General features: G+C 59.9%; 17 protein-coding genes. 12 read left to right on the top strand and 5 right to left on the bottom strand.

Features of this window, described 5'->3' with window-relative positions; genetic code table 11:
• Positions 1–16 precede the first annotated feature (16 nt).
• Positions 17–1,042: a DUF2804 domain-containing protein gene (locus VNZ60_RS09720; RefSeq protein WP_325658526.1), complete on the top strand. Its 1,026-nt coding sequence runs from the start codon at positions 17–19 to the stop codon at positions 1,040–1,042.
• A 182-nt stretch (positions 1,043–1,224) separates the two neighbouring features.
• Positions 1,225–2,475 (top strand): Hsp70 family protein, encoded by a 1,251-nt coding sequence (locus VNZ60_RS09715; RefSeq protein WP_325658524.1) that lies wholly within the window; start codon positions 1,225–1,227, stop codon positions 2,473–2,475.
• 48 nt (positions 2,476–2,523) lie between these two features.
• Here the strand turns inward: VNZ60_RS09715 and VNZ60_RS09710 are convergent, their stop codons facing one another.
• Entirely contained in the window at positions 2,524–3,753 is a 1,230-nt protein-coding gene (locus tag VNZ60_RS09710; RefSeq protein ID WP_325658717.1) for a voltage-gated chloride channel family protein, read from the bottom strand.
• A gap of 279 nt (positions 3,754–4,032) precedes the next feature.
• On the opposite strand from VNZ60_RS09710, the gene VNZ60_RS09705 reads away from it, so the two are divergent.
• The gene (locus VNZ60_RS09705; protein WP_325658522.1) at positions 4,033–5,733 is read left to right on the top strand and encodes an FAD-binding oxidoreductase; all 1,701 of its coding nucleotides are present in this window, start codon (positions 4,033–4,035) and stop codon (positions 5,731–5,733) included.
• Between the two features lie 65 nt (positions 5,734–5,798).
• Here the strand turns inward: VNZ60_RS09705 and VNZ60_RS09700 are convergent, their stop codons facing one another.
• Positions 5,799–6,704 (bottom strand): LysR family transcriptional regulator, encoded by a 906-nt coding sequence (locus VNZ60_RS09700; protein ID WP_325658520.1) that lies wholly within the window; start codon positions 6,702–6,704, stop codon positions 5,799–5,801.
• 195 nt (positions 6,705–6,899) lie between these two features.
• On the opposite strand from VNZ60_RS09700, the gene VNZ60_RS09695 reads away from it, so the two are divergent.
• From VNZ60_RS09695 to VNZ60_RS09685, 3 genes are all read left to right on the top strand, one after another.
• On the top strand, positions 6,900–7,289 hold the full coding sequence (locus VNZ60_RS09695) for a DoxX family protein (RefSeq protein WP_325658518.1): 390 nt from the start codon (positions 6,900–6,902) through the stop codon (positions 7,287–7,289).
• Positions 7,290–7,349: 60 nt separating this feature from the next.
• Complete coding sequence (locus tag VNZ60_RS09690; protein WP_325658516.1) at positions 7,350–8,204, top strand: pirin family protein; 855 nt, start codon at positions 7,350–7,352, stop codon at positions 8,202–8,204.
• Between the two features lie 94 nt (positions 8,205–8,298).
• The gene (locus VNZ60_RS09685) at positions 8,299–8,949 is read left to right on the top strand and encodes an alanyl-tRNA editing protein (RefSeq protein WP_325394494.1); all 651 of its coding nucleotides are present in this window, start codon (positions 8,299–8,301) and stop codon (positions 8,947–8,949) included.
• A gap of 1 nt (position 8,950) precedes the next feature.
• On the opposite strand, the gene VNZ60_RS09680 is transcribed toward VNZ60_RS09685, so the two are convergent.
• Positions 8,951–10,333: an amidohydrolase family protein gene (locus VNZ60_RS09680; RefSeq protein ID WP_325658514.1), complete on the bottom strand. Its 1,383-nt coding sequence runs from the start codon at positions 10,331–10,333 to the stop codon at positions 8,951–8,953.
• Between the two features lie 63 nt (positions 10,334–10,396).
• Positions 10,397–10,888, bottom strand: a complete 492-nt coding sequence (locus tag VNZ60_RS09675; protein WP_092395599.1) for an Lrp/AsnC ligand binding domain-containing protein — start codon at positions 10,886–10,888, stop codon at positions 10,397–10,399.
• 137 nt (positions 10,889–11,025) lie between these two features.
• Between VNZ60_RS09675 and VNZ60_RS09670 the strand changes: the two genes are divergently transcribed.
• The 3 genes from VNZ60_RS09670 to VNZ60_RS09660 all read left to right on the top strand — a co-directional run bounded on the left by VNZ60_RS09670 (position 11,026) and on the right by VNZ60_RS09660 (position 14,824).
• Positions 11,026–12,312 carry a D-amino acid dehydrogenase gene (locus VNZ60_RS09670; RefSeq protein ID WP_325658512.1) on the top strand — a complete coding sequence of 429 codons (1,287 nt, stop codon included), beginning with the start codon at positions 11,026–11,028 and terminating at the stop codon, positions 12,310–12,312.
• Positions 12,313–12,382: 70 nt separating this feature from the next.
• Positions 12,383–13,489 carry an alanine racemase gene (gene alr / locus VNZ60_RS09665; RefSeq protein WP_325658510.1) on the top strand — a complete coding sequence of 369 codons (1,107 nt, stop codon included), beginning with the start codon at positions 12,383–12,385 and terminating at the stop codon, positions 13,487–13,489.
• Between the two features lie 96 nt (positions 13,490–13,585).
• Positions 13,586–14,824 carry an ArgE/DapE family deacylase gene (locus VNZ60_RS09660; protein WP_325658508.1) on the top strand — a complete coding sequence of 413 codons (1,239 nt, stop codon included), beginning with the start codon at positions 13,586–13,588 and terminating at the stop codon, positions 14,822–14,824.
• On the opposite strand, the gene VNZ60_RS09655 is transcribed toward VNZ60_RS09660, so the two are convergent.
• On the bottom strand, positions 14,813–14,989 hold the full coding sequence (locus tag VNZ60_RS09655) for a hypothetical protein (RefSeq protein ID WP_325658506.1): 177 nt from the start codon (positions 14,987–14,989) through the stop codon (positions 14,813–14,815). The two genes, VNZ60_RS09660 and VNZ60_RS09655, sit on opposite strands and share 12 nt — an antisense overlap.
• A gap of 519 nt (positions 14,990–15,508) precedes the next feature.
• On the opposite strand from VNZ60_RS09655, the gene VNZ60_RS09650 reads away from it, so the two are divergent.
• The 3 genes from VNZ60_RS09650 to rarD all read left to right on the top strand — a co-directional run bounded on the left by VNZ60_RS09650 (position 15,509) and on the right by rarD (position 18,455).
• Positions 15,509–16,747: a Bcr/CflA family multidrug efflux MFS transporter gene (locus tag VNZ60_RS09650; RefSeq protein ID WP_325658504.1), complete on the top strand. Its 1,239-nt coding sequence runs from the start codon at positions 15,509–15,511 to the stop codon at positions 16,745–16,747.
• Positions 16,744–17,427: a Dph6-related ATP pyrophosphatase gene (locus tag VNZ60_RS09645; protein WP_325658502.1), complete on the top strand. Its 684-nt coding sequence runs from the start codon at positions 16,744–16,746 to the stop codon at positions 17,425–17,427. Before VNZ60_RS09650 ends, VNZ60_RS09645 begins: the two co-directional genes overlap by 4 nt.
• 137 nt (positions 17,428–17,564) lie before the next feature.
• A complete protein-coding gene (gene rarD, locus VNZ60_RS09640) occupies positions 17,565–18,455 on the top strand; it encodes an EamA family transporter RarD (RefSeq protein ID WP_325658500.1) in 891 nt (296 codons plus the stop codon).
• The last annotated feature ends 82 nt before the right edge of the window (positions 18,456–18,537 follow it).

Raw genomic sequence — 18,537 nt, 5'->3', positions numbered from 1 at the left:
GTCTTATCAGTCACCCATGATTTCCCCATTGTCGCAGGGCCTGCCCACGGCTCCGGCCAATGTCGTCGATGCCGACGGCCAGCCGCGCATGGGGCGTTATGCCGGCCAGACCGGTGCTATCGACTGGTCGACCCTGGCCGCGCCGTATGCGCGCAACAGCCTATGGCGACGCTTTCACCACAAACGCTGGCAATACGTAGCGCTATCGACACCGCAATTGCTGTGCGGCATCGCGATTGTCGACGTCGGCTGGACCAACACTGCTTTCGCCTATGTCTTCGATCGTCAGCAAGGCAAGCAAATTGCCGGTTTTTCGCAAGACGGCATACCCGGCCTGAGCGCAAAAGTCAGCGATCAAGCCAGCGGCCCTAGCCGGTTCCATTGTTTCGGCAACCGGATTGACTATCGGCCGCCAGCCGCCGGCGATCAGCGTGAAGGCAAATATCAACTCAGTTTGCAATGCGAGCAATTCGAGCTTGAGGCTGAATTCGACGCCAGCCATGCCGCACCCTTGCTGCTGGCAGTCGGGCCGATTGTGCACGGCTCGGTGCACGCCACCCAGAAATCACCGGGCATGCCGCTCAATGGTGAAGTACGGGTGGGCGAGCAGCGCTATGACCTGGACGGTGGCGTCGCCAGCTTTGATTATTCGAATGGCTTACTGGCGCGCAATACCGAATGGCGCTGGGCCTCGGCGCATGGGCTGGATATCGGCTTCAATCTGCAAGCCGGTTATTTCGGCAAGCAGGAAAACGTACTGTGGCTAGACGGCCAGCTGCATGCGCTCGGCCACGTGCGTTTCGAGTACGACCCAGCTGCGCCGCTGGCGCCCTGGCATATCTATACCGACGACGGTTTGCTCGATCTGCAATTCATGCCGGAAGGCGCCCGCCGTGAAAACAAGAACCTGCTGATCGCCGCCACCCGTTATATCCAGCCGATAGGCAGTTTCTGCGGCTGGGTCAAGGCGGAACGCAATGCTGCGCCACGGCCGGTGGAACATCTGGTGGGGGTGACTGAGGAGCATTTTTCGCGCTGGTGATAAGGATAAGGGATACACAAAAAAACTGTAAATTTCCCATGTGGCAACACCAATCCAGCGACCTTGTTGCCAATCCGCTCTCAATCATCAAAGTTTGCTGTTGTTATCCGTGTACTACCCATGGAAGCAAGCCACATTTGGTATACCATAGCCGGCCCCTTTTTTATTTGTGAGGTCTGCGTATGACTAGCGCTTGCGGCGTGGATTTCGGTACGTCTAATTCCACAGTTGGCTGGAGCAGGCCTGGACACAACGCCTTGCTGCCGCTGGAAGACGGCAAAGTGACTTTGCCGTCGGTGGTCTTCTTTAACGCCGAGGACGATGCTTTCAGCTTCGGCCGTGCCGCGCTGAGCGGCTATCTGGCCGGTTACGAGGGGCGCTTGATGCGTTCCCTGAAAAGCTTGCTCGGCTCCAGCCTGATCGACGCCCAGACCGAAGTCGGCGGCCGGGCGCTTCCATTCCGTGCCTTGCTGACCCATTTCATCGCTGAATTGAAAACCCGCGCCGAACACGCCGCCGGCAGGGATTTCCAAAGCGTGGTGCTGGGCCGCCCGGTGTTTTTTGTCGACGATAATCCGGCTGCCGACCAGCGTGCCGAAGATACGCTGGCGGAAATCGCCCGCTCGGTGGGTTTCCAGCACATCGCTTTCCAATACGAACCTATCGCTGCCGCCTTCGATTATGAATCAGATATCGAGCGCGAGGAACTGGTGCTGATCGTCGATATCGGCGGCGGCACCTCTGACTTTTCACTGGTGCGCTTGTCGCCGCAGCGCGCTGCCCAGAGCGAACGGCGCGACGATATCCTGGCCACCGGCGGGGTCCATATCGGCGGTACCGATTTCGATAAATACTTGAGCTTGTCGAGCGTGATGCCGATGCTGGGGCTGGGCAGCCGCCTGGTGAACAATAGCGAGGTGCCCTCCAGTTACTACTTCAACCTGGCGACCTGGCACACCATCAACCAGATTTACACGCGCAAGGCCTGGCAGCAGTTGAAGGATGTACAGCGCGAAACCGTCGAGCGCGAAAAATTCGGCCGGCTGCTGGATCTGGTTGAGCAGCGCGCCGGGCATTGGCTGGCATTGCAAGTGGAACAGGGCAAGATCGGCTTGTCCGACGCCGAGACGGTGCAACTCAGCCTGGATCGCATCGCGCCGAACCAGGCCCTGAGCCTGACCCGGCAGCAATTCAACGCCAGCATCGCGCATCTGGTGGGCACGGTGGAAGACACCGTCAGCAATCTGCTGCGCGATGCCGGTGTGACGCCGGCGCAAGTGGATACGGTATTTTTTACCGGCGGCTCGAGCGGTGTGCAACTGCTGCGCCACAAGATTGCCGCCCTGGTGCCCTCGGCGAAAGCGGTGGAAGGCGATCTGTTCGGCAGCATCGGCGCCGGTCTGGCGCTGGATGCGGTGCGCAAGTTCGGCTGAATCAGAGCTGAACGGCGGCTGAACGGCAGTTGAGTTGCAGCTGAACTACTACTCCATGCGCTTGCCCTGGCCTATCCGTTGCGCATGATAAATCCCGGTGTGGCCGGAAAACAGATAGCTGACAACGCAGGCAATCGCGGCCAGCACGCCGATGTCCGGCCCGAATAATTCGATCGCCATGATGGTCGAGGCGATCGGCGTATTGGCGGCGCCGGCGAAGACCGCTACGAATCCCAGCCCGGCCAGCAGCGGGATCGGCAGCGCCAGCAGTTGCGCCAGGGCGTTGCCCAGCGTGGCGCCGATGTAGAACAGCGGCGTCACCTCGCCGCCCTTGAAGCCGGACGCCAGGGTGACTACGGTGAAGACGATTTTGCCGGCGAAGTCGTAGACCGGCAGCGGCTTCTCGAAGGCCTCGACGATGGTCGGAATCCCCAATCCCAGATACTTGTCAGTGCTCGGCAACATGGCCAGCAACAGTACCGCCACGCCGCCGGAAAACGGCCGCAGCGGCGGGAACTTGATGAGACGCTTGATCAGGCGCGACAAGCCGTGGGTGGCTTGTGCAAAGCCCATGCCGACCACACCGAACACGATGCCGGCCGCCAGCGTCGCGGCAAAAATCCCGATGCCGAAATGCGGCACGAAGGGAATCGCATAGTGGGTATGCTGGACCCCGAGCAAAGCCGGGATCTGATCGCTGATGATGGCGGCGATGAAACAGGGCAGGATGGCGTCATAACGCAGGCGGCCGATGGCCAGCACTTCCAGCCCGAACACGGCGCCGGCCAGCGGCGTGCCGAACACCGAGGCAAAACCGGCGCTGATGCCGGCCATCAGCAGGATGCGGCGCTGGTCCGGGCCCAGCCGGGTGATGCGGGTAATCACATCGGCCAGCGCGCCGCCCATCTGCACCGCGGTGCCCTCGCGGCCGGCCGAGCCGCCGAACAAATGGGTAATCACCGTGCCCAGCAAAATCATGGGCGCCATGCGCTTCGGCACGATACGCTGGGGATCATGGATTTCATCGATCAGCAGGTTGTTGCCGCCCTCAACCGATTTGCCCAGCAGGTGATAAACCAGCCCGACCGCAAACCCCGCCAGCGGTAGCAGCCACAACAGCCAGCGATGGGCGTTGCGGGTATCCGTGGCCCACTCCAGCGACCGCAGCAAAAGCGCCGACGCCAGGCCGGCCAGAGCGCCAACCACGGACGCCAGCAGCAGCCAGCGCGCGAGGTAGGCCAGCATTAAAAGCTGCTCGGGGTATTTTATTTTTTGCATCAATATGGGGGCTGGATTTGGAGAACTCATACCTGGACGGCAGCTGGCGGTATTGTGCCGGACAGCACCTGCCGGTGCAACCGGCAAGCGTTAGCCAGGCTCCAGCGCCTGCGTGCCGGCGCCGCAGCCTTTTCAAAATGTACCTGTAAGAAGTGACAGCTAGCTGTGGGCCGTGATGTTGTTATATGGTTACCGGATCCCTCTTGCGATCAGCTGCCGATGCAGTACTCGACGCATCAAATTCGATTGCAATTTTCCCCTCACCACTGGAGATTTTGTATGTCCGATTTTGTCCCTGTCACCAAAGACGATGCACGCTATCAAACCCTGAAAAAAGGCTTCAATTTGCGCTGGCCGCAAGTTGGCGATGACGGCGCCAGGATGATTTACGTTTGTAAAACCGCCGCCGAAGTGGAAGCCGCCGCGAACGACGCCCTGGCTAAAGGTTATCGCCTGACGGTGCGCAGCGGCGGCCATTGCTACGAAGGATTCGTATCGAATGCGTTAACGAAGGCGCAACCCGGCGTAAAGCCGCTGGCGATCATCGATCTGGGCTTGATGTCGGGCATGCAGTATGACAAGCACGGCAAGATCGCGCCGCACAAGTCCAACGCCACTTATAAATTCCGCATCGCCTCCGGTTCACAGAACTGGGATGGCTACGCCGCTTTGTACAAGCTATCCGACAAGACCATTCCTGCCGGTTCCTGCTATTCGGTGGGCGCAGGCGGCCATATCTGCGGCGGCGGTTACGGGCTGCTGTCACGCAAGCATGGCTTGACGGTCGATTGGTTGTCGGCGGTAGATATCCTGGTGCCGTCCACGAATGGCACGAGCGTGGTGCTGAAAACGGTGGAGCGCACCAGCACGGGCGACGATCTGGCGCTGTTCACCGCTTGCTGCGGCGGCGGTGGCGGCAATTACGGCATTATCACCAATTATTATTTCGCGGATCTGCCGGAGGCTCCGCGCGAAGCATACTGGCTGGTGCTGGAGTTCCCGTGGGAGCAGTGGGATCAAGTCGGCAAGGATCAATTCGGCACGTTTTTGCAGGCCTACTGGCAATGGTTCAGCGATCACGACAGCGACTGGAATAGCCTGGATCCGGCCAAGGCTAATGGCGGCTTGTTTGTGCTGGGTAAATTCAACCACAGATCAACTGGCTCGGTGGCGCTGGCGATTCAATACACCGGCAGCGACGGTACTGCCAACCCCGCCAATAGCCAGCCTTTGGTCAATTTCGTTAACACCATGACGCAGGCAGCAGGCTTCACACCGCTGATCGGCGATACATTTTTACTGCCGAACCTGGCGCCGCTGCGCCATCCGCGCGCTGGCTTGGAACTGCGGGTGAAGGCCCCGCTGGACGACGCCTTGCATATGGATTGGCTGTACCTGACCCAAATGCTGAATGGTTCCGGCAACAATCAGCGCGGCAAATACAAATCGTCGTACCAGGTCGGCAATTTCGGGGAAACCGAAATAGACGCCTTGTGGAACAACCTGAACAACGATGACACGGCGCAAACCCAGTCGCTGGTTCAGATCGATTCTTACGGCGGCGCCATCAACGCGGCACCCGCGCCAGTAACCGGGGCCAGCTCGGTGTATCAACGCAAGTCGCTGCTGAAAGCCCAATATCAAACCTATTGGGCGCTACCCACGAAGGACGAAAGCATTGCCGCCGAAATCGAAGCGTTGCATGTAGATTGGATCCGCACCTTCTATTCCGCAGTCTTTGCAGACCAGGGCGGCAAACCCTACGCCGACTCGACCGGGCGCTATGAGGGCTGTTACATCAACTACCCCGACGTTGACATGAAATACATTGATGACGCGCATAAAACAGTTGATCCCAGGTGGCTGGAATTGTATTACGGCGACAAGCTCGACAATCTGATCAAGGCCAAGCAGGCCTTCGATCCGAAAAACATTTTCTTTCACGAGATGTCGATACCGTTAGTCAAGCCGGGTAAATAAGCATACCGCCAACCGTGATTTTCGACGGCCGATGCAACAGCGCTCTCCGGGGCGCTGTTTTTTTGTTAGCCCAGGCTGGTCAGCTTTGCCAGCGCATCCAGCCACCAGCTGAGCGCCGGGCCAACCTCGCGATCGGGGCGGTACACGCATTGCATTGGCAGCGCCGCGCCTTGCGGCGGATGGCCGGTGGTCTGGATACGTACCAGCCGGCCGCTGGCCAGATCGTCGGCCACCACATGCTGCGGCATATAACCCCAGCCCAGGCCGGCTCGCAGCAAAGCGTGCTTGGTGCCGAGATCGCTCATGCGCCAGGCCAGCGCGGAGTGCACCGAAAAATCCTGATTGGCGGTGAGCGCGCTGCGGTCGCTCAGCACCAGTTGCACCTGCTGCTCCAGTACATGGCTGGGAATGCGGCCGCTGATCTGCGCCAGCGCATGGCTTGGCGCCACCACGCCGACCAGCAGCACCGTCGGCAAACTGACATGCAGCAGATTGGGTGGGATGATCGGCAAGGTGCCGAGCACACCGAGCATCGCTTCGCCGTCGATCACGCGCTCGGCGACGGCGCCCAGCGCTTCGATTTCCAGGCGCACCGTGACGCCGGGAAAGGCCTGGCGGAAATCGCCCAGCAACGTCACCAGCGCCGAGGTCGGGAAAAACACGTCTAGCGCCAGGGTGATCTCCAACTCCTGCCCTTGTGCGTAGGCGGCGGCGCGTGCCTGCAGCGCATCGACCTGATCCAGTACCTGGCGTGCATCGCGCAACAGCTCGATGCCGGCAGCGGTGAGTTGCGGCCGGTAGCTGCTGCGGTCAAACAGCGGCAGGCCGAGCTGGCCTTCCAGCGTGCTGATCGCATAGCTGACCGCCGACTGGGCACGTGTCAGTGCCCGCGCCGCAGCCAGGAAACTGCCGCTATCGGCGACTTGGGCGAATACCCGCAATTGATCCAGCGACAGTCTTTCGATATTCATGGCAACTCAACTATATCTAATAATTAGATATTGATTATCGCAAGATAATCAATATCCCGCCATCCGCAAGAGGATTAAGATGGCCTTGTTCGCTGCCATCGGGATGCAATCATCAGTGAATGCGGCGATGTGAAAGCTAGTGCCCACTTACGCCACAACTCACGTATTACAACTTACTTAAAGATTGGAAATATCATGCAAATTTCGCCAAACCTGTATCGCATCGGCCGCGTCCTGCTGGCTTCGCTGTTCGTCATTTCCGGCGCCATGAAGATCGCCGGCTTTTCCGGCACGGTCGGTTATATGACCAGTCTCGGCGTACCGCTCGCTACTTTCGCGGTGCTTGCCACCATCCTGGTTGAACTCGGCGGCGGCCTGGCAATCATGGCCGGCTGGCAGACACGCCCGGTAGCCATCATCGTGGCGCTGTTCACGGTCGCCGCGACCCTGACCGCCCACCGCTTCTGGCAGGCAGATCCAGCCAATGCGCAAAACCAGATGATCAATTTCCTGAAAAATATCTCGATCATCGGTGCCTTGCTGATGCTGGCGGCGGTTGATACGGATTCGAAAAAGGCAAGCTGAAAAAAGTAAGCCAAAAAATGAGCTAAGACGCGCAGTCGCTATCAAGCAACGGAGAATTTTATGAACAAACCGGTTTTCAATCGCCAACTCGAACGCCTGGTCACCGGCGTCGCCACCCAGGATGGCGCTGGGGTCAGCCTGGTGCGGGTTTTGACGCACGATCTGCAACAGCGTCTCGATCCGTTCCTGATGCTCGACAACTTCCACTCGGACCAGCCGGAAGACTATCTCGCCGGTTTCCCCGACCATCCGCACCGCGGCTTTGAAACCGTGACCTACATGCTGGCCGGCCGCATGCGCCATCGCGACAATGCCGGTAACGAAGGCTTGCTGCAAGCAGGCGGCGTGCAGTGGATGACCGCCGGCAGCGGGCTGGTGCATTCGGAACTGCCGGAACAGGAAGACGGCCTGATGAGCGGTTTCCAGCTGTGGCTCAACCTGGCCTCGGGCGACAAGATGATCGCCCCCAGCTATCGCGACCTGCAGGCCAGCGAAATCCCGCAAGTGTCGCCCCAGCCCGGCGTCAAGGTGAAAGTGATTGCCGGTTCCGCTTTCGGCACCGCCGGCGCGGTGCAAAGGCCGCACACCGAGCCGCTGTATCTGGACCTGCAGCTGGAAGCCGGCCAGCAGCTGGATTTGCCGATACCGGCGAGCCACAATGCTTTCCTGTACGTGTTCGAAGGAGAATTGCGCATCGGTGAAGATGGCCGTAGCGCGCCGGCAGGCCGCATGGCGATCTTGAGCAACCAGGCCGACGCCGCCGGCGTCAGCCTGCGAGCGCAAGGCAACAGCCGCTTCCTGCTGATTGCCGGGCGGCCGCTGAACGAGCCGATTGCACAGTGGGGACCGTTCGTGATGAACACCCGCGAGCAGGTGGAGCAGGCGATCCAGGATTTCAGGGATGGCAAGTTCTAAAGCTTAGAAAAAAGGGGGGCGAGTGCCGAGCTCGCCCCCTTTTGCTATTCTCTATCCTTTATCCTTATCGCAGCTTCCATTATTCCGGCCGGCCATGACACACAAGCTCTTCTGGCAAGATCCCTATCGCACCACGCTTAAGACTCGGGTGGTTGCCGTCGATAACGACCGTATCCGCCTCGCCGAGACTATTTTCTTCGCCTTTTCGGGCGGCCAGGAAAGCGACCACGGCAGCCTGGCCGGCCATCCCGTGCTGTCCGCAGAAAAAAATGGGCTAGATATTCTCTACACGCTTGCCCCGGGACATGGTCTTCAGGCCGGCAGCGAAGTCGAGATCCTGATCGACTGGGAACGCCGCCATCGCCTGATGCGGCTGCACTTTGCCGCCGAGATGGTGCTGCAACTGGTGTGCCAGCTGCGGCCCGGGATAGAGCGTATCGGCTCCCATATTTCGGCCGACAAGTCGCGCATCGATTTTGCCTATGAAGGCAGTATTGCGGAATTGTTTCCGCAGATAGAAACCGAAGTGGCAGCCCTGCTGCAAGCCGACCTGCCTATCGTCACCGCCTTCACCGACGAAGCGGCGCAACGGCGCTATTGGGAAGTCGCGGGATTCGCCAAAATGGCTTGCGGCGGCACCCATCCGCGCTCGACTGCAGAAGTCGGCGCGCTCAAGCTGAAACGCAAGAATATCGGCAAGGGCAAGGAACGCATCGAAATCAGCTTGATAGAGAGCGCCGGCTAAATTAGGGCTTGAAAGCGCGGTCGTACTTGGTTGCGACCTGATCCAGCAGTGCATGCAGCTCGGGTTCTGCGTGCCAATTGCCGTTGGCCATGACGCCAAGCGGGGTCCGCAGCGTGGCAAGATCGTCCAGCGGATTCTTCGCGGACAGAATCAAATCGGCGCGATTGCCTACCTTGATCGTGCCAAACGGCTCGGCATTGGGCACCGAACGGCGAATCAATTCGCCCGGGGTGCGGGTGGCTGCAGAAAGCACCTGGTATCTGCTGAGGCCGGCTTGCTCAAGGGCCCGCATGTCATCGTGCAAGGAGAAGCCGGGCGCCAGGCCAGGAATGGCCGGCGCATCGGTGCCGGTCACCAGGGGCACATCGGCCTGCGCCATCTCTTTGATGAAACGCTGCAAGAATTCAAGCCTGGCGTTGAGACTGCCTTTGCGCTCTGCATAATCGTCTTCGCGCCAGCGAATCCGCCGCGCAGGCGTCACGTAGCGGATTTCCGGCATATGCAGATAGCGTTCGACGACTTCCGGTTTGCCCCACTGTTGCGCAATCGTTGCATAGGTGATGATGTCTGCCGTAATGAAAGCCTTGTTGCGTTTGATGAAGGCGATTGCGGCCGGGATTTCGGCGGGATCCGGCGCACTGTTCATCTGCTCTGACGCAGCCGGTTTCTTTTTATCCGGATGGGCGAATGTCGTATAAAAAAATTCTTCTGCATGGGCCACCAAGACCTGGCCAGCATCGAGCTGGCGTTCCAGCCCGACCCGGGTGACGCCGTGGCCGATGACGGCAATCTGCTGGCGCCGGCCTTCCTCTATAAGCGCCTGGAAACTGGCTGGCGACAGATTGTTGTAGACCTTGATGAATTCGTAGCCATTGGTTTTTGCCAGGCCGACTATGGCGCGCGCTTGCCCCGGCGTGGCCACCACGAAATGGCCGTATTGCGGCGTACCGTCGACCAGGAAACCGGCGTAAACATGCGGCCCGGCGATCTTGCCGCGGTTGATCTCAGGCCGCACTTCCGCCATGAAACCATTGGATGCCTCTCCCATATTCAATACTGTAGTGACGCCATTGGCGAGATAGACCAGCATGTCGCCGGTGGTGTCCGAATGGACGTGCATGTCGGCCAGCCCGGGCGAGAGAAAGGCGCCGTGGCCGTCGATGACGCGCGCCTTGTCTGGAATCGGCACTGCCGATCCGATAGCGACGATTTTGCCATTCTCGACCAGCACCGTCTGGTCGCGCACGATACGGTCGCTGTCCATGGGCAGCAGGTTGACCGAGACGAATGCGGTAATTGCGGTGGGTTGCGGCTGCGATGTTTGCGCGAAGGCGGGTGAACCGAGGAACGGCAAGGTTGCCGCGATCAGGGTGAGTAGCTTCAATTGCGATCTCCGTTGATGTTGTAATTTGGAAGAATTCACGTGATGAAACCCAGGAAGCCGCCGCTACTTGCTCTCCATCGACAATGCCAGCGTCTCCTTGATTTCCTCCATTACAACATAGCTCTTGGATTGCGCCGCGCCGGGCAGTTGCAGCAGCATGTCACCCAACAGTTTTCGATACTCCGCCATCTCGCGGATGCGGGCTTTGATCAGGTAATCGAAATCCCCCGACACCAGATGGCATTCCAGCACTTCCGGAATCCGCAGCACCTCGCGCCGGAACTGTTCGAAGGCATGCGCCGATTTCTGATTCAGCGTAATCTCGACGAAAACCAGCAGCTTGGCGCCGACCGCGGCCGGGTTGACGCGGGCGTAATAACCGTCGATGACACCATCGCGTTCCATCCGTTTGACGCGCTCGATACAGGGCGTGATCGATAAGCCGACCTGCTCGCCCAGATCCTTCATCGACATGCGGCCGTCCTGTTGCAGCAAACGCAAAATATGACGGTCCAGCTTGTCCAGGGTGCGGCTTGATTCCTTGTAGATTCTCATGTCTCGAATTTGTTGATGTTTTTAGTGTTAAATCCTGAATATATCGATCTATACAGTAACAAATGCTGGAAATTAGCCATTAGCATAGCGCTTATTCCTGTAATTCAAAACCAATTCAGGCGTTACGGAGATTCAAGATGCGAGTTCTGATCCTTGGCAGCGGTGTGGTCGGCGTCACCAGCGCCTATTATCTGGCGCGCGCCGGCCATGAAGTGACGGTCATCGACCGCCTGCCGGGCCCGGCGCAAGACACCAGTTTTGCCAACGCCGGCCAGATCTCCCCCGGCTACGCCTCGCCCTGGGCCGCACCCGGCATCCCGCTCAAAGCACTGAAGTGGATGCTGCAAAAACACGCGCCGCTCTCGATCACGCCGGACGGCACCCTGTTCCAGTTGCGCTGGATGTGGCAGATGCTGCGCAACTGCAGCGCCCCCCGCTACGCCGTTAACAAGGAACGCATGGTGCGCCTGGCCGAATACAGCCGCGACTGCTTCAAGGTCTTGCGCGCCGATACCGGCATCGCCTACGAAGGCCGCCAGCTTGGCACCATGCAAGTGTTCCGCAGCCAGCAACAGCTGGACGACGCCGCCAAGGATATCCAGGTGCTGCAAGACAGTGGCGTGCCGTTCGAATTGCTGACACCGGATCAGCTGGCGCTGGCGGAACCGGCGCTGGAAGCGGTCAAGCACAAATTGAGCGGCGCCTTGCGCCTGCCTAACGATGAAACCGGCGATTGCCAGATGTTCACCACCCGCCTGGCCAAGATGGCGGAAAAGCTGGGCGTGCGCTTCCGCTACAACCTGCAGATCGATGCGCTGACCCTGGCCAACGGCGAGATCGCCGGCGTCCAGTGCGGCCCGGAACATTTGCAAGCCGATAGCTACGTAGTGGCGCTGGGCTCCTATTCGACTGGCTTCCTCGGCTCGCTGCTGCAGATTCCGGTGTATCCGTTGAAAGGTTATTCGATCACTGTGCCGATTGTCGATGTCGAAGCGGCGCCGGTCTCGACCATCCTCGACGAAACCTACAAGATCGCCATCACCCGTTTCGACGATCGCATCCGGGTCGGCGGCATGGCGGAAATCGTCGGCTTCAACAAGACGCTCAAGCCACAGCGTCGCGCCACCCTGGAGATGGTAGTCAACGACCTGTTCCCGGGCGCCGGCAACACCGCCGCCGCCAGCTTCTGGACCGGCTTGCGGCCGATGACGCCGGACGGCACGCCGATCGTCGGCGCCACCCACATTCGCAATCTGTTTTTGAATACCGGCCACGGCACGCTCGGCTGGACCATGTCTTGCGGCTCGGCGCAACTGCTGTCGGATCTGATTTCCGGCAAGCGGCCGGCGATTGCTTCGGATGACCTGGCGGTCGGCCGTTACAGCAAACACGGTGCGCAGGCGGCGCATCCTGCTTATGCTTAAGTGCGCTTGAGCTTGAGCCTGAGTCAGCCCCTGCCGCAGCAGACATCACGTTTTCTTAACCACACAGACCATGCATCCACAAGCGGCACATGCCGGCGCCATCCTGACCGTCGACCTCGACGCCCTGCGCAGCAATTATCGTTTTCTCCGCCAGCAAGCGGGATCGGCCATCTGCGGCGCAGCCGTCAAGGCCGACGCCTATGGCTTGGGCGCAGAACGGGTCGGCCCGGCGCTGGCGGCGGAAGGTTGCCGGCATTTTTTTGTCGCCCATCTGGATGAGGGCATTGCATTGCGGCCGCATTTGCCGGCAACGGCACAAGTGTTTGTGCTGCATGGTCCGCCAGTCGGTGCGGAACAGGAATTCATCGCCCACGGCTTGACGCCAGTACTCAACAGCCTGCAACAAATCCAAAGCTGGCACGCGCTGGCGGAGTCGCTGCAACGGCCGCTGCCGGCCATCATCCAGGTCGATAGCGGCATGTCGCGCATGGGCTTGCCGGCGGCCGAAGCCGAAGCCTGGCTGGCCGATCCGCGCTTCCTGCAAAGCATCCCGCCGCTGTTCCTGATAAGTCATCTGGCTTGCGCCGAACACCACAACCATCCGATGAACGCCAGCCAGCTGGCGCGCTTCAACGCATTGCGGCAGCGCCTGCCGCAAGTAGCCGCCAGCCTGGCCAATTCCTCCGGGATTTTTCTCGGCCGCGACTATCAGTTCGACCTGGTCCGGCCCGGTGCGGCGCTGTACGGCATAGCACCGGTGGCCGGCGCCGCCAATCCGCTGCAGCCGGTGGTTTCCTTGCATGGCCGCATCCTGCAAACCCGAACCATCCAACGCGGCGATCATGTCGGTTACGGCATCAGTTACAGCGCCACCGAACAGCGCCAGATCGCCACCGTCGGCGTCGGTTACGCCGACGGCTGGCTGCGCAGCATGAGCAATCGCGGCATGGTTTTCATCGACGGCAGCGCAGTGCCGATGGTCGGCACCGTCTCGATGGATTCGATCACCATCGACGTCACCGGCATTGCCGCCGAGCGCTTGCAGGCCGGCGCTCTGGTCGAGCTGATCGGCCCCCACCGTGCGGTCGATGAGGTAGCGCAGTCGGCCGCCACCATCGGCTACGAGATCCTGACTGGTTTGGGCCTGCGCTACTACCGGGAATATATCGAAAGTTAGCAGGCCGCTGCTTCGAAGCGAATACTGGAAGACTTCCCCCGCTTAATGGCCAAAGTCGTAAAATCAATTACTTTTTACACTTCGCGATTGGCCATCATGTCTACAACCAAGTTATCCGAACAGCTCAGCAACTGGATCGACAGCCACTTTGATGAAGAAGTCGGTTTCCTGCAACAGATCGTCCGCATCCCGACCGACACCCCGCCCGGCAACAACGCGCCGCACGCCGATGCGGTCGCCGAGCTGATGAGCGCATGGGGCTGGCAGGCAGAGAAACATCCGGTGCCGGCCGCCACCGTCAAAGACTATGGCATGGAGAGCATCACCAACCTGATCGTGCGCCGCCAGTACGCTGAAGCCGGCCCGACGCTGGCGCTCAACGCCCACGGCGACGTAGTGCCTCCAGGCGAGGGCTGGACTAAACAACCGTATGGCGGCGAAATCGAAAACGGCCGCATCTACGGCCGCGCCACCACCGTTTCCAAGGGCGATTTCGCCACCTATATTTTTGCCGTGCGCGCACTGGAAGCACTCGGCGTGCCGCTCAAAGGCGCTCTCGAACTGCACTTCACTTACGACGAAGAATTCGGCGGTTTGCTAGGCCCGGCCTGGCTGCTGGAAAACCAGCTGACCAAGCCAGACCTGGTGATTGGCCCGGGTTTCAGCTACAACGTAGTCACCGCGCACAATGCCTGTTTACAGTTTGAAGTGACGGTACACGGCAAAGCGACCCACGGCTCGATGCCCGAAACCGGCCATGATGCGCTGCAAGCCGCAACCAAAATTCTGCAAGCGATCTACGCCAAGCTACCCGAACTGAAAAAAATCAGTTCAGCGATTCCCGGCATTACGCATCCGACCATGATCGTCGGCCGCATCGACGGCGGCACCAACACCAATGTAGTGCCGGGTAAAGTCGTGCTGAAGATGGACAGACGCATGATTCCGGAAGAAGACCCGGCGGCTGTCGAAGCCGAAGTACGCGCCATGATCGAAGCCGCAGCAGCCGGCCTGCCAGGCATCCGCGTCGAAATCAAACGCCTGCTGCTAGCCCGCGCCCTGCGGCCATTGCCAGGCCACGAAAAACTACTGGCCAGCATACAAAAAAACGCCCAGACCGTCCTAGGCGAAGCCATCCCAGCCAACGGCTCAGCGCTATACACCGACGCCCGCCTGTATGGCGAACACGGCATCCCCGTAGTCCTATACGGCGCCGGCCCCCGCACCCTGATGGAATCCAACGCCAAGCAAGCCGATGAAAACCTGGCGCTGGATGATTTACGTAAAGCGACCAAGGTGATCGCCATGACTTTGCTGGATTTTTTAGAGGCTTGATGTTGGCGCAAGAACCAACTGCTTAACAACAAGGCTGTTGATGTTGAAGTTGCTGTTGATGTTGAAGTTGCTGTTGCTGTTGCTGTTGATGTTGATGTTGATGTTGATGTTGATGTTGATGTTGATGTTGACGTTGACGTGAATTCCGCATTGGGACGTTGCCAAATGTGGCGCGTGTCAGTCGGGAATTGTGGGGAAACATGTCTGAGCCGAAGGCGAGTTGGTTTTCCCACCCGACTGGCACGCGCCACATTTGGGGACCTGACCGAAGGGAAGGCAACGGCTTTGCGGTCGCCTTTTCTTTGCGTACTTTCTTTTGGCGAAGCAAAAGAAAGTATGTAGCTGCCGGGCTACCCCCGGCGTGTACCCACGGAGTAGCAAACGCTTTAGTTACGCCCTAACCGTTCATTGCATGCGCGCGCACTTACTCCGTGGTCCGTTAAATGGGGTCAGAGTAATTTTCGCAAACAGCCGCGAAAAAAAACTCTGACCCCATTTAACTGCTGCCCCGCTTAACTACTGCCGCCTCCGGCAAATATCACGATGTTCGTGTAACATGTGCAGCTGTTCCAGGTCGCCAGACCAGCTCCATATCTAGCGCACCGCCCGGCCTTCAAGCCGGCGCATTCCACCCGCTGTAAATAACGACTGAAGCACAAGCAACTGTGCAATTCCGAGTACCCCATGACAAACACATCTGACACCTCAGGCCCGGAGAAACTGCTCCCGGGCTGGCTACTATTACTCGGCGCCCTCACCGCCATCGGTCCGCTCTCGATCGACATGTACCTGCCAAGCTTCCCCACCATCGCTCAACAGCTCGGCGTCGGCAGCAATCTGGTACAGCTGACGCTGGCCAGCTTCCTGGTCGGACTGGCCGTCGGTCAAATGTTTTACGGCCCGGTCAGCGACCGTTTCGGCCGCAAGCCGCCGCTGTATGTCGGCATGGCGCTGTACGTACTCGGCTCCCTAGCCTGCGTGTTTGCGCAAGATGTCTCGGCCTTGATTGTTTTCCGCTTCGTGCAAGGCCTGGGCGGCTGCGCCGGCATGGTCATCGGCCGCGCGGTAATCCGCGACCGGCTCGGCACCACCGGCGCCGCCAAGGCGTTTTCGCTATTGATGCTGGTGATGGGCCTGGCGCCGATCCTGGCGCCGCTGATCGGCGGCACGGTGCTCAAGCTGTGGGGCTGGCGCGTGATTTTCGGCGGCCTGGCGGCGTTTGGCCTGTGTTGCCTGATCGCGATCCATTACGCGATGCAGGAAACGCTGGACCGCCATAAAGCCGAACCGCTGCATCTGGGCCGCCCCCTGAAACAATACGGCCGGCTGTTGCTGGACCGCCAGTTCGTCGCCTACACGATAGTCGGCGGCTTGATCCAGGGCGGCATGTTTGCCTACATTACCGGCTCTTCTTTTGTCTTGATCGAACTGCATGGCATCAAGCCGGAGCATTTCGGTTTCGTGTTCGGCACCAACGCCTTCGGCCTGATTGCCGCTTCGCAAATCAACGCCCGCCTGGTCGGCAAGCTCACGCTCGATACCATCCTCGGCCGCGCCCTGTGGCTGCCGGCCGGCTTGAGTTTGCTGGTGGCGCTGCTGGTTGCCGCCGGCGTCAGCAGCCTGGCGCTTTTGCTGGTCGGCTTCTTCGGCTTCCTCGCCAGTTACGGTTTTATCAGCCCGAATGCATCGGCCATCGCACTGTCGCAACAAGGGCGGCAGGCCGGCACCGCGTCGGCGCTGATGGGCACTTTGCAATTCGGGCTCGGCATCCTGTCCGGCGTCAGCATGAGCTTGTGGCATGACGGTACGGCGTTGCCGTTGATGACGGTGATGGCGATTTGCGGTGTCGGCTCCTTGCTGGTGCATCGCTTTATCGCCCGGCCGGAACATCAGCGCCAGTTGCAATTGGCGACGCAGCCATGAACGGCCAAGCCGCCGGTGCGCTGGTTTCCTGGAGCGGCGGCAAGGATTCCTGCCTGGCGCTGTGGCGCGCCCGCCAAAGCGGCATGACGATCCAGCGCCTGGTCACAGCACTCGATGAAAGCGGCCAGCGCGCCCGCTCGCACGGCGTGCCGCCGGCATTACTGCAGGCGCAGGCCGATGCGCTTGGCGTGCCGTTGGCGTTTTACAGCGCCAGCTGGCAGCAATATGAAGAGAAATTCATCGCCGCCTTGCGTGCTGCACGCGGCGCCGGCATCGGCCAAGCCGTGTTCGGCGATATCGATTTGCAGGCGCATCGTGATTGGGAAGAAAAAGTCTGCGCCGAGGCCGGGCTGCAAGCGTGCCTGCCGTTGTGGAACCAGCCGCGCCGGCAGTTGGTGGATGAGTTCCTGGCACTCGGGTTCAAGGCGCTGGTGGTCTGCGTCAACGGCAACCATCTGTCGCAAGATTTTTGCGGGCGTGAGTTCGATGCGGCTTTTCTGGCCGACCTGCCGCCGGGCGTAGACGCCTGCGGTGAGAATGGCGAATTCCATACTTTCGTGTATGACGGCCCGGCGTTTTCTCACCCAGTACCATTCCGCCGTGAACGCATCAGCCCTTATCAATCGCCACCGGAACTGGGTTCGACAATTTACTATTTCCAGGAATTGCTGGCGGCCTGACCCATCGGCCAAATGGTTATCGTTAATCTCAGGCGCGCCGCTTATTGCGTAAAATGCTGAATGTTATCCAAGTGCGCTTGAACCAGCGCTTGCCACCGCTCTCTCACTCGCCTTTCTCTTTTATATAGACCCACACCATGCAAGCAGGAATGTTTTACGCCATCGCCGCCTACGTCCTGTGGGGCTTGTTTCCGATTTACTTCAAGGCGCTGGAAGCCGAGATTCCGCCGGTCGATATCGTCATGCATCGCGTGCTGTGGTCGTTTCTGTTCCTGGTGATTGTGCTGACCGTACGCAAGCAATGGGCCTGGGTCGGGCCGGTGCTGCGGCAGCCGCGCGTGATTGGCGGTTTTATCGCCAGCGCGCTGCTGCTGACCGCCAACTGGACCACCTATATCTGGGCCGTCAACAATAATCACATCGTCGAAGCCAGCCTCGGTTATTTCATCAACCCGATGGTCAGCGTGGCGCTCGGTTGCGTATTCTTGCACGAACGGCCGCGCCTGCTGCAATGGCTGGCAATTGCACTGGCCGCCGCCGCCGTGCTGTGGCTGACCTGGCAAACCGGCCACCCGCCCTGGATTGCACTGACGCTGGCAGTGACTTTCGGCAGCTACGGTTTGCTACGCAAGACCGCCAGCCTTGGCGCCCTGCCTGGCCTGGCGCTGGAGACGGCGCTGGTGCTGCCGCTGGCGCTGGCCTTCCTGGCCTATACCACGGTGCAGGATCAGAATACCTTTGTCAGCGCCTCGACCTCCACCAAGTGGCTGCTGGTCGCCGCCGGTCCTATCACCTCGATCCCGCTGCTGATGTTTGCCGCCGGCGCGCGCCGCATCCCGCTGTCGCTGGTCGGCGTGCTGCAATACATCACGCCGTCGCTGCAACTGCTGCTGGGCGTCTGGCTGTATAACGAGCAACTGGAGGGCGCCAGGCTGACCGGTTTCATCGTCATCTGGTGCGCTTTGGCGCTGTATTCGGCCGAAGGTTTGTGGCGCACCTTCATGACCCGTCCCAGCGCCGCAGCTTAAGGAAAGCATCAACTTGGCAGACATCGGTTATTCTTGGCAGTCCAGATAGCTTACTATTGCTTTTTTATTCACTTAATTACCA

Source organism: Collimonas sp. (assembly GCF_035566375.1).
Lineage (GTDB): Bacteria > Pseudomonadota > Gammaproteobacteria > Burkholderiales > Burkholderiaceae_D > Collimonas.
Note: the sequence above shows the minus strand (reverse complement) of the source record. Positions and strands in the feature narration are given on the sequence as shown.

Bases quoted from the DNA above. Each gene is read 5' to 3' on its own strand.
- VNZ60_RS09720 (WP_325658526.1), top strand. From the start codon at position 17: ATGATTTCCCCATTGTCGCAGGGCCTGCCCACGGCTCCGGCCAATGTC.
- VNZ60_RS09715 (WP_325658524.1), top strand. From the start codon at position 1,225: ATGACTAGCGCTTGCGGCGTGGATTTCGGTACGTCTAATTCCACAGTT.
- VNZ60_RS09710 (WP_325658717.1), bottom strand. From the start codon at position 3,753: ATGCAAAAAATAAAATACCCCGAGCAGCTTTTAATGCTGGCCTACCTC.
- VNZ60_RS09705 (WP_325658522.1), top strand. From the start codon at position 4,033: ATGTCCGATTTTGTCCCTGTCACCAAAGACGATGCACGCTATCAAACC.
- VNZ60_RS09700 (WP_325658520.1), bottom strand. From the start codon at position 6,704: ATGAATATCGAAAGACTGTCGCTGGATCAATTGCGGGTATTCGCCCAA.
- VNZ60_RS09695 (WP_325658518.1), top strand. From the start codon at position 6,900: ATGCAAATTTCGCCAAACCTGTATCGCATCGGCCGCGTCCTGCTGGCT.
- VNZ60_RS09690 (WP_325658516.1), top strand. From the start codon at position 7,350: ATGAACAAACCGGTTTTCAATCGCCAACTCGAACGCCTGGTCACCGGC.
- VNZ60_RS09685 (WP_325394494.1), top strand. From the start codon at position 8,299: ATGACACACAAGCTCTTCTGGCAAGATCCCTATCGCACCACGCTTAAG.
- VNZ60_RS09675 (WP_092395599.1), bottom strand. From the start codon at position 10,888: ATGAGAATCTACAAGGAATCAAGCCGCACCCTGGACAAGCTGGACCGT.
- VNZ60_RS09670 (WP_325658512.1), top strand. From the start codon at position 11,026: ATGCGAGTTCTGATCCTTGGCAGCGGTGTGGTCGGCGTCACCAGCGCC.
- alr (WP_325658510.1), top strand. From the start codon at position 12,383: ATGCATCCACAAGCGGCACATGCCGGCGCCATCCTGACCGTCGACCTC.
- VNZ60_RS09660 (WP_325658508.1), top strand. From the start codon at position 13,586: ATGTCTACAACCAAGTTATCCGAACAGCTCAGCAACTGGATCGACAGC.
- VNZ60_RS09650 (WP_325658504.1), top strand. From the start codon at position 15,509: ATGACAAACACATCTGACACCTCAGGCCCGGAGAAACTGCTCCCGGGC.
- VNZ60_RS09645 (WP_325658502.1), top strand. From the start codon at position 16,744: ATGAACGGCCAAGCCGCCGGTGCGCTGGTTTCCTGGAGCGGCGGCAAG.
- rarD (WP_325658500.1), top strand. From the start codon at position 17,565: ATGCAAGCAGGAATGTTTTACGCCATCGCCGCCTACGTCCTGTGGGGC.